This window comes from Ruegeria sp. CI5 (assembly GCF_056536885.1).
Map to the genome: position 1 here is coordinate 1,200,884 of NZ_JBQFQN010000001.1, position 14,524 is coordinate 1,215,407.

Sequence of the window (14,524 nt, forward strand, 5' to 3'; positions counted from 1 at the left end):
TCAGTCCTTGCGTTTCTTGGGATCCGGGCGCCGCTTCAACACGTCTTCCAAGCGGTCGGCATAAGCTTTTCGTTCTTCGTCGGACATGGCCGAAACCCGAGCCAGCCATTGCTCTTGCAGAGCCGCCTGGATTTCGTCATTCGCCCTTGCTTGTTCTTCCAGCAGGTTCTGGACTTCATCGCGGTCGAACGGAATGGCCCGCAGCGCTTTGCCAAGCGCCTTGAAATCACGAGACCTTTTCTCGGCCCCGCGCCGATGCTTGTCGGCCAGATCGCCTCTCAACGCCTTGCGTTCCGGATCAGGAAGAGCGCGGTACAGGGCAGGTCCAAATCCGGGAGGAACATCGTCCCGCACACCGTGAAACCGCAGCGCAGTCCCGATGATCACCCCGGCGACCAGCAGGTTCAGGCCAAGGGATACCACCAATAGCACAGGCACCCAGCGCCTTGGGGGTTTAACGTCTTCATTCATTCCGCTTCCTCCAGAAACGCGGCCTCGAGACCGAGATTGGCGACCATGTAGGATGCATCCTGGGTCATTATGTAATTTGCCGGGTCCGGCAGAAAGGACGGCGCGGCAAAACCGACCCATGCGCCAACCACGCTGGCCGCCGCAAGCCCACTGAGCGCCTGCCAGCCCCCGAGACCGGCAACGAGATTGCCCAAAAACCCCTGTGACTTGGGTTTCGCTGTTTTTGTCGCCGCAAGCCGGATGGCCTCGGCATCCGTCAGGATACGAACGGCCAAATCGTCGGGCAGATCAACATGTGCCTGCCGTGCCTCGGCAAACAAAAGATCCAGTTCTGTATCTTGGTCAGACATGGTCATACCCCAACTCTTCCTGACGGCCTGACAGTATGGCCGTCAACGACCGCTTTCCGCGGGCAACAAGACTTTCTACCGCTTCTACGGAAATCCTCATGATTCCCGCGATTTCCGGATTGGACAACTCCTCGATATGCCTGAGAATGACAGCTTCGCGCTGCCGTTCCGGCAATTGTGCCAAGGCCGCTTGCAACGCATCCACGCGGGCGTTTTGCTGCATTCGGTCCACGACACTGGGCTGGTCGTCCTCAGGCTCTGGCACATCGTCCAATGTGCCTGCCGTTTTCTTCCGCCGCAGATCGACACACAGGTTCAAGACCACGCGGTACAACCAGGTCGAGATCTTGGCCTGCCCCGGAACCCAGTCCGCCGCCACTTTCCACAGCCGAAGCATCGCTTCCTGGGTTACGTCTTCGGCCTCTGCCCTGTTGTTCAACATGCGCAGAGCAACCGAATAGCACCGCGGCCCCAACCGATCGGTCAGCAGGCGTGCTGCCTGAGCGTCGCCTTCGGCAAACCGTTTCAGCAACACGTCGTCGCTGCAGGCATCCGCGGCGACCGTGTCGCCGCGGACAGTATGCACAGGGGACGGCACGTCCTTCATCCTGCGTCAGTTGTTGTCTGGGTCCGGGCGGTCACCCTTCTTGTGGTGCCGACCCATACCATCCCGTGCATTGGCGAACTCCTGCTCGGACAGAGATCCGTTTCCATCCGCATCAAGGCGGTCAAACATCTTGTCAGCCCGGCGCGGTTTCGGCAACTCGTCCGCAGTCAGAAAGCCGTCTTTGTCGGCATCATGACGCTCGAACATGTCGGAAACGCGGTCGTTTGCCTTCTTCTGAGCCTCGGCCTGCATTTCTTCGACGCTGATCTTTCCGTCGCCGTCGGTATCGGCCGAGGTGAACTTCTGCAGGCGATGGGCCTCCATCTCGGCCTTGGTCACCTGGCCGTCCCCGTTGGCATCCAGCTCCTGAAAGCTGACCGGTTCACGGTCGCGAGGTCCTTTGGCCAGCGCAGCCGTCCCGGTGACGGCAACTGCAGACAGAATGATGGCAGAGATAAATTTTGCGCTCTTCATTGCTCGTTTCCTTTGTTGTCGCGGCCCTGTGCCGCTGCTTACATTCATTCAAACGCAGCCCGGCAAAGTTTCCGTCGCTGTCCGCGAATTTTTTTCCGGCATTGAAACCTGCATTTCCGGTCAATATTTTGGAGAGGGTCGGTGCAAAGCGACGCACCCCCCTTTTCTGCGGGATGAAACAAGCGCAATATCCCCGAAATCCGAGCGCGAGTATCAAGATGACAGATCAAACCATCGACACCCTCTCTCAGGAGGAACGCCCCACGTGGCCCGCCATCGTGAAAGGGTTCCGGTGCAAATGCCCCAATTGCGGCAAAGGCAAGCTGTTGCACAGCTACCTGAAGGTGAATGATACCTGCGCAGACTGCGGTCAGGAATTGTTTCACCACAGGGCAGATGACGGGCCGGCCTACTTGACCATTCTGCTGGTCGGACACCTTTTGGCTCCGGCGCTGCATGTCACTTACGTCGGCCTGCGCCCGTCTCCGTGGGCCATGGCAATCGGCTTTTCGATAGCTTGCGTTGCCCTGTCGCTGTTCCTTCTTCCCAGGCTCAAAGGAGCGGTCGTCGGCTTTCAATGGGCCCGGAAGATGCACGGGTTCGACGACAGCAAGTGACCCGTCAATGCAGCTGAGCTTCTCATGACCGTGGACAAATCCGCAATTCGCGACGCCGCGACGATCATCGTTTTGCGCGACCGTTTTCGAACCCCGTCGATCCTGATGGGCCAACGTGGTGCCGCGGCGGCCTTCATGCCGAACAAGTTCGTGTTTCCGGGGGGTGCCGTGGATGCTGAGGACGCGCAAGTTCCGCTGGCCACTCCGGTACCCGAGATTTGCCAACAAAGGCTGAGCGATCAGGCTCCTGCCGGACTGCATGTGCCACTGGCGGCAGCGGCAATTCGCGAGTTGTGGGAGGAGACCGGCCTTATCCTCGGTGTCCGCGACACCTGGCCGGGTCCGGTTCCACATGCCTGGACCGGCTTCGCGGAAAGAGGCTACATTCCGTCGGCCGAAGCGCTGCAGTTCGTGTTCCGCGCGGTAACCCCGCCCGGACGTCCACGCCGGTTCGACGCCCGTTTTTTTCTTTTGGACGCAGATGCGATCGCTGGTGATCTGGACGATTTCAGCCAGGCTTCGGATGAACTGTCACATCTACAGTGGATTCCGCTGGAACAGGCGCGGGAGTTCGACTTGCCGTTCATCACCGAGGTTGTTCTGTCGGAAGTCGAGGCGCGCGTATCAGATACAACGCCCCCCGACTCTGTGCCGTTCTTTCTGAACAACGAAGAAGCCAGTCTGTTCCAGCGCCTCAAGGGACACCCGATGCCCGAAACAGACTGAGCCGCCTTATTTCATTCGGCTTATCACAACCGTGACTTCGGGCTTTTTGCCGATTTCGATCTGCGCACTTTGTCGAACGATGCGACGCATGGCTTCTTCCAGTTTGTCATCGTCCCGCAGCGTTTTGACCTCAGCCCGCATCAGGAACTGGTTCAGGTCCTCTTCCAGCACCTCGATCAATCCGGCCCTCGACACGCCGGTTTCCGGCAGCCCCATGGTATCGCACCAAGGTTCGCCCAGTGGCTCATCGTCTTCGTCCAGGATGACAGTTACGGTCACGTGCCCGTTCAGAGCCATGCGGATACGGTCCCGCACCACACCGTCCAGCGCGCCAATCTTGACGGAACCGTCCAGGTAGGTCCGGCCGGTCTCGACATAATCCACGACCTCGGGCGCGTTCCCCGACAGATCCAGCATCGTGCCATTGACCGCCAGGACTCCGGCACGACCTGCGGCCTCGGCCAGCTTGGCGTGTTCCCGCAGATGCCTGTGTTCACCGTGCATTGGAATGACGATCTGAGGATCGACCAAGGCATGCATCTGCTCAAGATCGGGGCGGTTGGCGTGGCCGGAAACGTGGTACAGGCCAGCGCTGTCATCGACCACGTCGACGCCTTTTTCGCTCAGTTGGTTCATGATGCGGATCACACCGCGTTCATTCCCCGGAATGGTCTTCGAGGAGAACAGGAACAGGTCGCCATCCTTCAGCTCGATCCCCCGGTACTTGCCACGCGCCAGCTGCGCGCTGGCCGCGCGGCGCTCACCCTGGCTGCCGGTGACGATCAGCATCAGGTTCTGGCGAGGCAGATCCAAGGCTTCCTCAGCGCTGATCACGCGCGGAAAATCAGACAGGATACCGGTTTCGGTCGCAGCCTCGATCATGCGGCGCATGGCCCGGCCCAACAGAACCACCGAACGACCCGCCCGATGCCCGGCCTCGGCCAGCGTTTTGACCCGCGCGACATTCGACGCAAAGGTCGTTGCAACCACCATACCAGTCGCGTCCTCGACCAATTGGGTGATGGCCGGCCCAACCTCCGACTCCGAGCGACCGGGATGCGAGGAAAACACGTTGGTGCTGTCACAAACCAACGCCTTGACCCCAGGCTTGGCCACTTCGGCCCAAAGATCGGGATCAAACGGTTCGCCCACAACCGGATTGGTGTCCAGTTTGAAATCACCGGTATGCACGACACGGCCGGCCGGCGTGTCGATCACCAGCGCCGCACTCTCGGGGATCGAATGCGAAACGGGCAGGAATCCGACCGTAAACGGACCTGCCTTGATCTGCTCGGGCCAGGCGGACACGGTGCGCACGGCTTCGGGCGGATGTCCGACATCTTCCATTTTGCGGCGGGCGATATTTGCGGTGAAAGCACGCGCGTAGACCGGCGCGCCAAGAGCCTCATGACAATGGGCCACGGCGCCGACGTGATCCTCGTGCGCATGGGTGACGAAGATCGCCTCAAGCCGATCCGCACGTTCCTTCAACCACGAAATGTCGGCGTAGATCAGATCGACGCCCGGCGTTGTATCCATGTCGGGAAAGGTCACGCCCAGATCGACCAGGATCAGACGTTCCTGACCGGGTTTGCCATAGCCGTAGACATAGGCGTTCATACCGATTTCGCCCGCGCCGCCGAGCGGCAAGTAGATCAGTCTTTCGCTGCTCATGCCGAGCCAGTATCCTTGTTGTAGCGATGGATCACGGTAAGCCCGTGCATCGTCAGATCGTCTTCAATTGCATCAAAGCCCACATCGGCCTGATCGAACAGCGGTGCAAGACCGCCCGTCCCTATGACCTTCATGGGCATTCCGTATTCCGCCTTGATCCTGTCGATCAAACCTTCGATGAGGCCGGAATACCCCCAATACACACCTGACTGGATACATCCAACCGTGTTTGTGCCGATGACTTTCTCGGGACGCGTCACGTCGATATGCGGCAGAGCTGCAGCGCCCTGGTGCAAGGCCTCGAGACTGAGGTTCACGCCGGGGGCGATCACTCCTCCGACATAGGCGCCATCAGCGGCGACCACATCGAAATTCGTGGCGGTCCCGAAATCCACCACCACGACATTCCCGCCGTGCCGATCAAAGGCACCGGCCGCATTCGCCAGACGGTCCGGACCGGGAATCGTCCCTTCATCAACGCGCGGCGCTACCGGCAACTCGCAATCGGGCTTGCCCACCACCAACGGCCGGCATCCAAAGAACCGGTCGGCAAAGACGCGCAGGTTGAACACCACCCGCGGCACCGTCGAGGCAATGATGACGTCGGTGATGTCAGCCTCGATCCCGTAATGTTTCACCAGGGTCGAGTACCAGGTGAAATAGGCATCGGCCGTGCGGGCATGGTGGGTTGAGGTGCGCAGCGTGCACAGGAATTTCTCGCCATCCCAGATCGAGAAAACGGTGTTCGTGTTGCCGCAGTCAATGGCCAGAAGCATATGCGCCCCTTTCAGAAATAAACGTCTGCCGCCGGAATGCTGACGCGGCCCTTGGCGGTGTTTAGGACAAGGTTGCCGCCCGCGTCCACCGTTTCAAAGGTCCCGACGGTTTCCGAAGCACCTGTGCGCGCGGTAATCACCTCGCCCAGCTTCGCGGCCCGGTCCAGCCACGCTTTGCGGATCGGTTCAAACCCGTAGGTAACAAACTGCAGTTCGAGCTTTGCGTAGGCATCGGCGAGCTCAGTCAGAAAATCCTCGGCGGACACCTGAGCCCCGGTTTCCGACAACAACGAAACGGGCCGCAGAGCTCCCTGCTCAACTGTCTCAGGATCAGGCGCGTCTGCGAGGTTCACCCCGATGCCGATCGCAAGGTGGGATACGTCGCGCCCCTGCCCCGTGCTTTCCAACAGGATGCCGGCCAGTTTCCCGCCGTTCAACAACACGTCATTCGGCCATTTCAATGCGAACCCCTGTGCGCGACCGGTGACCGAAACACAGGCATCAAAAAGCGCCAGCGCGGCAACAAAGCTGCGAAGGGCTGCCTGCTCTGGATTGCCCTCGGGCCGCAGCAACAAGGTTGCTGCCAGGTTGCCCTGGGGGTTGGACCACGCCCGGCCGCGCCTGCCACGCGCGGCGGTTTGATGATGCGCCAGGATCCAGACCGGACCTGTTGCAGTGGGTGCGATCCGCGCGGCCTCATTCAGGGTGCTGTCAACTTCCTGCAGGATATGCAGACCGTATCCTTGGGGCCAGGTGCTCATGCCAAAAAGGCCCGGCCTGATGGCCGAGCCCCTTTCCAGATTTTGTTGAAACGGTCAGTTGACAAGCGTCGTCGCCGCGGCTGCCGCTGCGCCCTCGATCCCGAACTGGTAGACCACACCGATCAACATCAATGCGGCCGACCCCATCAGAGCAACCCACAATACCGGGGTCGAGCGGGTTTCGATCGGATCTTCGTTTTCGTCGCCGAAATACATGTAGAAGACGATCCGCAGGTAGTAGAAGGCACCGATCACCGAGGCGATTGCCGATGCAATAACCAACCCAATCAGGTCAGCTTGCACACCGGCCTGCCAGACGCCGAACTTGGCGAAGAACCCCAGCATTGGCGGTACGCCGGCAAGGCTGAACATCAGGATCAGCACGGCCAGCGCCTTGCCCGGGTCCCGCTTGGAATACTGGCGCAGGGCGTCGATGTCTGTCACCGGCTTGCCGTCGCGCTCCATCATCAGGATGAAGGCGAAGGTGCCGATATTCATGGTCACATAGACCGCCAGATACATCAACATCGCTTTGACACCCAATTCGGTGCCTGCGGCCAGACCGATCAGCGCGTACCCCATATGTGCAATTGACGAATAGGCCATCAGCCGTTTGATGTCGCGCTGCCCGATGGCAGCCACGGCCCCCAGCAACATCGACAGGACCGAAAGCAGCACGATCACCTGCTGCCAGTCCGCGATGGCACCGCCGAACGCATCATGCAGAACGCGCGCGAACAAGGCCATCGCTGCAACTTTGGGTGCGGTTGCAAAGAAAGCCGTCACCGGAGTGGGCGAGCCCTCGTAAACGTCCGGTGTCCACATGTGGAACGGAACCGCCGAAATCTTGAATGCCAAACCCGAGATCAGCAGAACAAGGCCAAACAGAAGCCCAACCGAGACATCGCCGTGATGCACCGTGTTGATGATGCCCGAGAACAGCGTCGTACCGGTGAACCCATAGACCAGAGATGCGCCGAACAGCAGCAATCCGGAACTGAGCGCACCCAAAACGAAATACTTCAGCCCCGCCTCGGTCGATTTGGCGCTGTCACGGCGCAGGGCCGCCACGACATACAGAGACAGCGACTGCAGCTCGAGACCCATATAGAGCGACATCAAATCGCCGGCGCTGACCATCATCATCATGCCGACCGCTGCCAAAGCCACCAGCAACGGATACTCGAAACGCAGCAGGTTCCGGCGCGCCATGTACTCCTGGCTCATAACCAGAACCGCGGCGGCCGATAGCAGAATCGCGACCTTTGCAAATCGGGCGAACCCGTCGTCGATGAACATGCCGTTGAAGGCCACGTTGGTCCCCGAGCCGTTCGACGCGATCCAGAACGACAGCGCCGCCATCAGTCCGGCCGTCGTCCAGACCAGAACCGGAGCCAGCGCATCCTTGCTGGTGTAGACAGCTCCGATCAGCGCCGCCATCGCATAGATCGCCAGAATGATTTCCGGCAGAATTACAGTGAGATCAGCCTGGATCATGTCTCCAAAGCTCCCTTAGTGCGAAGCGACCTGGGTCGCGGCCTCGGCCGCGGCCAGAGCCGTGTCATAGTTCGAAATCAGCGCGGCGGTCGAATTGCCGATCACGTCGGTGACCAGCGACGGATAGACGCCCAGCAGGATGGTCATGACGATCAGCGGCGCAAAGATCAGACGCTCGCGTGTGCTCATGTCGGTGATCGACTTGAGGCTTTCCTTGATCAGGTCGCCAAAGACCACGCGGCGATACAACCAAAGCGCATAAGCCGCCGAGAAGATCACACCGCTGGCCGCCACTGCGGTCACCCAGGTGTTGACCTGGAAGGTGCCCATAAGCGTCAGGAATTCGCCGATGAACCCGCTGGTGCCCGGCAGGCCCACATTGGCCATGGTGAACAGCATGAACACCAACGCATAGGCCGGCATCCGGATCACCAGGCCGCCATAGGCCTCGATGTCGCGGGTGTGCATCCGGTCGTAGATCACGCCAACACAAAGGAACAGCGCGGCCGAGATGAACCCGTGGCTGAGCATCTGGAAAATCGCCCCGTCGATGCCCTGCTGGTTGGCGGCAAAGATGCCCATGGTCACAAAACCCATATGCGCGACCGAAGAATAGGCGATCAGCTTTTTCATGTCCTCCTGCACCAGCGCCACCAACGAGGTATAGACCACGGCGATTGCCGACAGCCACAGCACCAGATCGGTCATCACGGCCGACCCGACAGGGAACATGGGCAAGCTAAAACGCAGGAAACCATAGCCACCCATCTTCAGCAGAATTGCCGCCAGCACGACCGAGCCCGCCGTCGGTGCCTGAACGTGCGCGTCTGGCAACCAGGTGTGCACGGGCCACATCGGCATCTTCACCGCGAAGGACGCAAAGAACGCGAGGAACATCAGCGTCTGCATACCGCCGACAATGTGGACACCCAGCACGCTGAAGCTCTCGGACGAGAACTGGTGCGTCATGAGCGCGGCAATGTCCGTTGTGCCTGCATCCGCATACATCGCCACCATCGCCACCAGCATCAGAACCGAGCCGAGGAAGGTGTAGAGGAAGAACTTGAAGCTGGCGTAGATCCGGTCCTTGCCGCCCCAAATCCCGATGATCAGGAACATCGGGATCAGCCCGGCTTCGAAGAACAGGTAGAACAGCACCAGATCCAGCGCCATGAATACGCCGAGCATCAGCGTTTCCAGAAGCAGGAAGGCGATCATGTATTCCTTGACCCGGTCGGTCACGTTCCAGCTGGCCAAGATGGTCAGCGGCATGATGAAGGTGGTCAGCAGCACGAACAGAACGCTGATGCCATCCACGCCCATCTTGTACTTCAGGCCCAGCAGCCACTGACCCTCTTCCACCATCTGGAAGCCGGTGTTCGATGGGTCGAACTCGGTATAGATTCCGATCGAAACAAGGAAGGTCACTGTGGTCGCAACCAGCGCGATCCACTTGGCATTGCGCTGTGCGGCCACATCGTTCCCATGCAGGAACAGCGCCATCAGACCGGCGGAAATGGCCGGAATGAACGTTACAATGGATAGGATATTGTCCATCAGTTTGCGCCTCCGCCGATCGACATCCAGGTGACCAGGGCGGCGATCCCCAGAACCATCCAGAAGGCGTAAGTGAAGATGTAGCCCGTCTGCGCCTTGCCTGCGAGGCGGGTGAAGAAGGGAACGACGCCCATTGCTACTCCGTTCAGGAAACCGTCGATCGTCTTGCCGTCACCGCCCTTCCACAGGAACCGGCCAAGGGCCACAGTCGGTTTGACAAGGATCGCGTCGTAGATTTCGTCAAAGTACCACTTGTTCTTGAGGAACAGGTACAGCGGACGCTGGTTCTCGGCCAGGCGGCCCGGCAGCGCCGGGTTCACGATGTAGAACAGGTAGGCCAGTCCAAAGCCCAGAACCATTGCGATGAACGGCGAGACCTTGACCCATTTCGGCGCCGCATGCGCGTCGTCCAGAACATGGTTGTCCGGCGCGATGTACAGCGCACCCTCGCCCGGTTTGCCGACAAAGGCATAGTGGTGATCTCCGCCCTTCGCCTTGTCATCATTCGCAGCCTCGTCGCCATGGGATTCGGTGGCATGCGTGTCGTCGCCATGTTCATCGGCCTTGGCATGGTCACCGGCGTCGGCATGCGCCTCGGCAACCGGAATGCCATAGAACTTGCCCACCTGATCGGCGTGACCGAAGAAGTTGTTGTACCAGATCATACCCGCGAACACGGCGCCCAGCGACAGAACACCCAGCGGCACCAGCATGACCATCGGGCTTTCGTGCGCGTGCTCATGCGTGTGCTTGTCGCCCCGCTCCTCGCCATAGAAGGTCAGGAAGATCAGGCGCCAGCTGTAGAACGAGGTCATCGCGGCCGCGATCACCAGCGCCCAGAACCCGAAGGCCGATCCGCCGGCATAGGCGCTTTCGATGATGGCGTCCTTGGACAGGAAACCGGCAAAGCCGATCGTGGTCAGCGGGATACCGACACCGGTGATGGCCAGCGTGCCGATCATCATCGCCCAGAAGGTATAGGGGATCTTCTTGCGCAGGTTGCCATAGTTCATCATGTCCTGTTCGTGGTGCATGGCGTGGATCACCGAGCCCGCCCCCAGAAACAAGAGCGCCTTGAAGAAGGCATGCGTGAACAGGTGGAACATCGCCGCCGAATACATGCCCACGCCTGCGGCCACGAACATGTAGCCCAGCTGCGAGCAGGTCGAATAGGCGATCACGCGTTTGATGTCCGTCTGCACCAAGCCCACGGTCGCGGCAAAGAAAGCGGTGGCAGCCCCGAGCACGGTGACGAACCCGGTTGCTCCTGGCGCGAACTCCATCAGCGGCGACATGCGGCAAACCAGGAACACACCGGCCGTCACCATGGTGGCCGCGTGGATCAGCGCCGACACGGGCGTCGGGCCCTCCATCGCGTCCGGCAACCAGGTGTGCAGGATCAACTGCGCCGACTTGCCCATCGCACCGATGAACAGTAGCACGCAGATGACCTCGATCGCGGTCCATTCGCCCCACAAGAAGGTCAGTTGCGTTTCTGCCAGCTGGGGTGCAGCGGCAAAGATATCCGAGAAGTTGATGCTGTCGGTCAGGAAGAACAGCGCAAATATCCCAAGCGCGAAGCCGAAGTCGCCCACACGGTTGACGATGAACGCTTTCATCGCCGCCGCATTGGCCGAGGGTTTGCGATAGTAAAAACCGATCAGCAGGTACGACGCGACGCCCACGCCTTCCCAGCCGAAGAACATCTGTACGAGGTTGTCGGCCGTCACCAGCATCAGCATGGCGAAGGTGAAGAAGGACAGATATGCAAAGAAGCGCGGCTTGTAGCTTTCGCCCTCGCGCCACTGCGGGTCGTGATCCATATAGCCGAACGAATAAAGGTGCACGAGCGCCGAAACGGTGGTGACGACGATCAACATGATGGCGGTCAGCCGGTCCAGACGAACGGCCCACGAGGTCGACAGCGAGCCGCTCTCGATCCAGCGCATGATCTCGATCTGCTGGGTCTGCCCGTCAAAGCTGAAGAAGACGATCCACGACAGCAAACAGGCCAGGAACAGCAGACCCGTCGCCGTCCACAGCGCGGCCTTTTCGCCTATGAACTTCCAGCCAAAGCCGCAGATCAGCGCGCCCACGAGCGGGGCAAAGAGGATTGTGGTTTCCATGATCCCTTACCCCTTCATCATGTTGACGTCTTCAACCGCGATGGTGCCGCGGTTGCGGAAGAAGCAGACCAGAATGGCCAACCCGATGGCAGCCTCGGCCGCGGCCACGGTCAGCACGAACAGCGTGAAGACCTGCCCGACCAGATCGCCGAGGAAACTGGAAAACGCCACGAGGTTGATGTTCACGGCCAACAGCATCAGTTCGATGCTCATCAGCAGGATGATGACGTTCTTGCGGTTCAGGAAGAGACCGAAGATGCCGATGACGAACAGCGTCGCCGCGACGGTAAGATAGTGTTCAAGTCCGATCATCGTCTCAAAGTCCCTGCCCCGGTTTCACGTCCTTCAACTCCATCGCCTTGGCCGGGTCACGCATCATCTGACCGACGATGTCCTGACGCTTGATGTCCTTGCGGTGGCGCAGTGTCAGCACGATGGCGCCGATCATGGCCACCAGCAGGATCAGGCCCGCCAGTTGGAACAGAAGGAAGTATTGATCGTAAAGGATGACACCCAGTGCCTCCGTGTTGTGGCGGTCGGCCGGGATCGGCTGGGCCAGATTGGCGGTCGCGCCTTGTGCGCTTTCCCAGGCGCCAAAGGCCATGACGAACTGCATAAGGATGACCAGCCCGATCAGCAGGGCCAAAGGCATGTAGCGCGCCATCTCGGCCTTGAGCTCGGCAAAGTCCACGTCCAGCATCATCACCACGAACAGGAACAGCACCGCCACCGCGCCGACATAGACGATGATCAGCAGCATGGCGACGAATTCCGCCCCCAGCAGCACGAACAGCCCCGCCGACGACAGGAAGGCCAGGATCAGCCACAGCACCGAATGCACCGGCTGCCGGCTGATCACTGTGAACAGCCCGCCTGTGATGGCGCTGATGGCAAAGAGGTAAAAGGCAAATACGCTCATTGGTCATCTTCCTCGTTTTCGCCCATGGCCTCCTGCGCCAATTCCAGCGCCCGGGTCATGGCCGGGATGCCGGCAAAGACCGACATCTGACCGATCGTTTCCACGATCTCTTGTTTCTTGGCCCCTGCCTCGATGGCGTGGCGCACCGTCTGGCGAATGGCCGTGTCGGCCTGTGCGCCCTGACAGGTCAGCCCGGCCAGCGTCAGCAACAGGCGGGTCTTGGCATCCAGTCCGCCCGGATTGACGGTGTTGCCGAACATCATTTCCATGACCTCTTTGGGCATGGTCGGCCACAGCGCCTCGAAGCCGCGCATCGCGTCGACGGGCGAATAGCTCTCCAGCGCCGGGTTGAACGCCTTGGCCATGTCATGCGCCTGTCTGAGCATCTGCTCGAATGGGTTTTTGGCCGGATCGCTCATCGGTAGGGCGCGTCCAGTTCCAGATTGCGGGCGATCTCGGCTTCCCAGCGTTCACCGTTGTCCAGCAGTTTCTGCTTGTCATAGAACAGCTCTTCGCGGGTTTCCGTGGCGAATTCGAAATTCGGCCCCTCGACGATGGCATCGACCGGGCAGGCCTCTTGGCAGAAGCCGCAGTAGATGCACTTGGTCATGTCGATGTCATAGCGCGTTGTACGGCGGCTGCCGTCCTCGCGCGGTTCGGCGTCGATGGTGATGGCCTGCGCGGGGCACACAGCCTCGCACAATTTGCAGGCGATGCAGCGCTCCTCGCCGTTGGGGTAACGGCGCAGGGCGTGTTCACCGCGGAACCGGGGCGACAGCGGACCCTTTTCGTGGGGGTAGTTCACGGTGGCCTTGGCGGCGAAGAAGTACTTCAATCCCAGCTTCATGCCGACCCAGAAATCCTGCAGAAGGAAGTATTTGGCCGCGCGGGTATAGTCGATATTTGCCATTGTCAGCCTCCTACGCTCCAACGGGCGAATGCACCCCAGAACCAGTCGAATTTCGCCGCAAAGGCCACGAACACCACCCACACCAGGCTGAACGGCAGGAACACTTTCCAGCCCAGCCGCATCAGCTGGTCATAGCGGTAACGGGGCGTGATCGCCTTGACCATCGCGAAGAGGAAGAAGAAGAACGCCATCTTGGCGACCATCCACAGCACGCCATCGGGCAGGCCGGGGATCGGCGACAGCCAGCCGCCGAAGAACAGCAGCGTGGTCAGCGCGCACATCAGGAAGATGGCGATGTATTCGCCGGCCATGAACAGCAGGAAGGGCGTTGCCGAGTATTCGACCTGATAGCCTGCGACCAGTTCCGATTCAGCTTCGGGCAGGTCGAACGGCGGGCGGTTGGTCTCGGCCAGGGCCGAGATGAAGAACAAGAAGACCATCGGGAAATGCGGCAGCCAGTACCAGCTGAAGAACCCGAACGAGCCATCCTGCGCCCGCACGATGTCACCAAAATTCATCGACCCGGTCGAAATGATCACCCCGATGATGATCAGGCCGATCGAAACCTCATAAGAAATCATCTGCGCGGCCGAGCGCAACGAGCCCAGGAACGGGTATTTCGAGTTCGACGCCCATCCGCCCATAATAACGCCGTACACCTCGAGCGAGGACACTGCGAACACATAGAGGATAGCCACGTTGATGTCGGACAGGACCCAGCCGTCATTGAACGGAATGACTGCCCAGGCGATCATGGCCAGCACGAAGGACGTCAGCGGTGCCAGGATGAACACAGTCCGGTCCGCGCCGGCAGGGATCACCACCTCTTTGACGACGTATTTCAGTGCGTCCGCCACCGATTGCAGCAGGCCGTAAACGCCAACCACGTTGGGGCCGCGACGCATCTGGACCGCGGCCCAGATCTTGCGGTCGCCATAGACCAGAAACAGCAGCGAGATCATCACGAAGGCCACGACGGCCAGCACCTGCGCCAATATGATCAGGGCTATTCCGCCTGGGGTGTCAAAGAATTCAGCCATTGGTCCTCACACCGTGGGT

Annotated in this window: 17 protein-coding genes; 2 read left to right on the forward strand and 15 right to left on the reverse strand. The window is 60.2% G+C overall.

Annotated features, from left to right (window positions below; translation table 11 throughout):
* The 4 genes from ACR0BA_RS05955 to ACR0BA_RS05970 are packed head-to-tail and all read right to left on the reverse strand — an operon-like array spanning position 1 to position 1,902.
* Positions 1-471, reverse strand: a complete 471-nt coding sequence (locus ACR0BA_RS05955; protein ID WP_170341035.1) for a periplasmic heavy metal sensor — start codon at positions 469-471, stop codon at positions 1-3.
* Positions 468-821 (reverse strand): hypothetical protein, encoded by a 354-nt coding sequence (locus tag ACR0BA_RS05960; protein WP_254429904.1) that lies wholly within the window; start codon positions 819-821, stop codon positions 468-470. Before ACR0BA_RS05960 ends, ACR0BA_RS05955 begins: the two co-directional genes overlap by 4 nt.
* Positions 814-1,428: an RNA polymerase sigma factor gene (locus ACR0BA_RS05965; protein WP_480726907.1), complete on the reverse strand. Its 615-nt coding sequence runs from the start codon at positions 1,426-1,428 to the stop codon at positions 814-816. Before ACR0BA_RS05965 ends, ACR0BA_RS05960 begins: the two co-directional genes overlap by 8 nt.
* Positions 1,429-1,434: 6 nt before the next feature.
* Positions 1,435-1,902 (reverse strand): EF-hand domain-containing protein, encoded by a 468-nt coding sequence (locus tag ACR0BA_RS05970; protein WP_170445068.1) that lies wholly within the window; start codon positions 1,900-1,902, stop codon positions 1,435-1,437.
* A gap of 218 nt (positions 1,903-2,120) precedes the next feature.
* Here ACR0BA_RS05970 and ACR0BA_RS05975 point away from each other — a divergent pair, with 218 nt between their 5' ends.
* The gene (locus tag ACR0BA_RS05975) at positions 2,121-2,519 is read left to right on the forward strand and encodes a DUF983 domain-containing protein (protein WP_170364465.1); all 399 of its coding nucleotides are present in this window, start codon (positions 2,121-2,123) and stop codon (positions 2,517-2,519) included.
* 24 nt (positions 2,520-2,543) lie between these two features.
* A complete protein-coding gene (locus tag ACR0BA_RS05980; protein ID WP_170538215.1) occupies positions 2,544-3,245 on the forward strand; it encodes an NUDIX hydrolase in 702 nt (233 codons plus the stop codon).
* Between the two features lie 6 nt (positions 3,246-3,251).
* On the opposite strand, the gene ACR0BA_RS05985 is transcribed toward ACR0BA_RS05980, so the two are convergent.
* The 11 genes from ACR0BA_RS05985 to nuoH are packed head-to-tail and all read right to left on the reverse strand — an operon-like array spanning position 3,252 to position 14,505.
* Positions 3,252-4,919, reverse strand: coding sequence for a ribonuclease J (locus ACR0BA_RS05985; RefSeq protein WP_170364469.1), 1,668 nt, complete (start codon positions 4,917-4,919; stop codon positions 3,252-3,254).
* Positions 4,916-5,695: a type III pantothenate kinase gene (locus tag ACR0BA_RS05990; RefSeq protein ID WP_093964922.1), complete on the reverse strand. Its 780-nt coding sequence runs from the start codon at positions 5,693-5,695 to the stop codon at positions 4,916-4,918. The genes ACR0BA_RS05985 and ACR0BA_RS05990 overlap by 4 nt, the downstream gene beginning before the upstream one ends.
* Before the next feature lie 11 nt (positions 5,696-5,706).
* Positions 5,707-6,456: a biotin--[acetyl-CoA-carboxylase] ligase gene (locus ACR0BA_RS05995; protein WP_480726909.1), complete on the reverse strand. Its 750-nt coding sequence runs from the start codon at positions 6,454-6,456 to the stop codon at positions 5,707-5,709.
* Positions 6,457-6,510: 54 nt separating this feature from the next.
* Positions 6,511-7,953 carry an NADH-quinone oxidoreductase subunit NuoN gene (nuoN, locus tag ACR0BA_RS06000; protein WP_480726910.1) on the reverse strand — a complete coding sequence of 481 codons (1,443 nt, stop codon included), beginning with the start codon at positions 7,951-7,953 and terminating at the stop codon, positions 6,511-6,513.
* Positions 7,954-7,968: 15 nt separating this feature from the next.
* The gene (locus tag ACR0BA_RS06005) at positions 7,969-9,510 is read right to left on the reverse strand and encodes an NADH-quinone oxidoreductase subunit M (protein ID WP_170340407.1); all 1,542 of its coding nucleotides are present in this window, start codon (positions 9,508-9,510) and stop codon (positions 7,969-7,971) included.
* Positions 9,510-11,636, reverse strand: coding sequence for an NADH-quinone oxidoreductase subunit L (gene nuoL / locus ACR0BA_RS06010; RefSeq protein ID WP_480726911.1), 2,127 nt, complete (start codon positions 11,634-11,636; stop codon positions 9,510-9,512). The genes ACR0BA_RS06005 and nuoL overlap by 1 nt, the downstream gene beginning before the upstream one ends.
* Before the next feature lie 6 nt (positions 11,637-11,642).
* Positions 11,643-11,948, reverse strand: coding sequence for an NADH-quinone oxidoreductase subunit NuoK (gene nuoK / locus ACR0BA_RS06015; RefSeq protein ID WP_005984024.1), 306 nt, complete (start codon positions 11,946-11,948; stop codon positions 11,643-11,645).
* Positions 11,949-11,952: 4 nt separating this feature from the next.
* Positions 11,953-12,555, reverse strand: coding sequence for an NADH-quinone oxidoreductase subunit J (locus ACR0BA_RS06020; RefSeq protein WP_480726913.1), 603 nt, complete (start codon positions 12,553-12,555; stop codon positions 11,953-11,955).
* Complete coding sequence (locus tag ACR0BA_RS06025) at positions 12,552-12,974, reverse strand: carboxymuconolactone decarboxylase family protein (protein ID WP_093964916.1); 423 nt, start codon at positions 12,972-12,974, stop codon at positions 12,552-12,554. Before ACR0BA_RS06025 ends, ACR0BA_RS06020 begins: the two co-directional genes overlap by 4 nt.
* Positions 12,971-13,465: an NADH-quinone oxidoreductase subunit NuoI gene (gene nuoI / locus ACR0BA_RS06030; RefSeq protein WP_480726915.1), complete on the reverse strand. Its 495-nt coding sequence runs from the start codon at positions 13,463-13,465 to the stop codon at positions 12,971-12,973. Before nuoI ends, ACR0BA_RS06025 begins: the two co-directional genes overlap by 4 nt.
* A gap of 2 nt (positions 13,466-13,467) precedes the next feature.
* Positions 13,468-14,505 carry an NADH-quinone oxidoreductase subunit NuoH gene (gene nuoH / locus ACR0BA_RS06035; protein ID WP_170340401.1) on the reverse strand — a complete coding sequence of 346 codons (1,038 nt, stop codon included), beginning with the start codon at positions 14,503-14,505 and terminating at the stop codon, positions 13,468-13,470.
* Positions 14,506-14,524 lie beyond the last annotated feature (19 nt).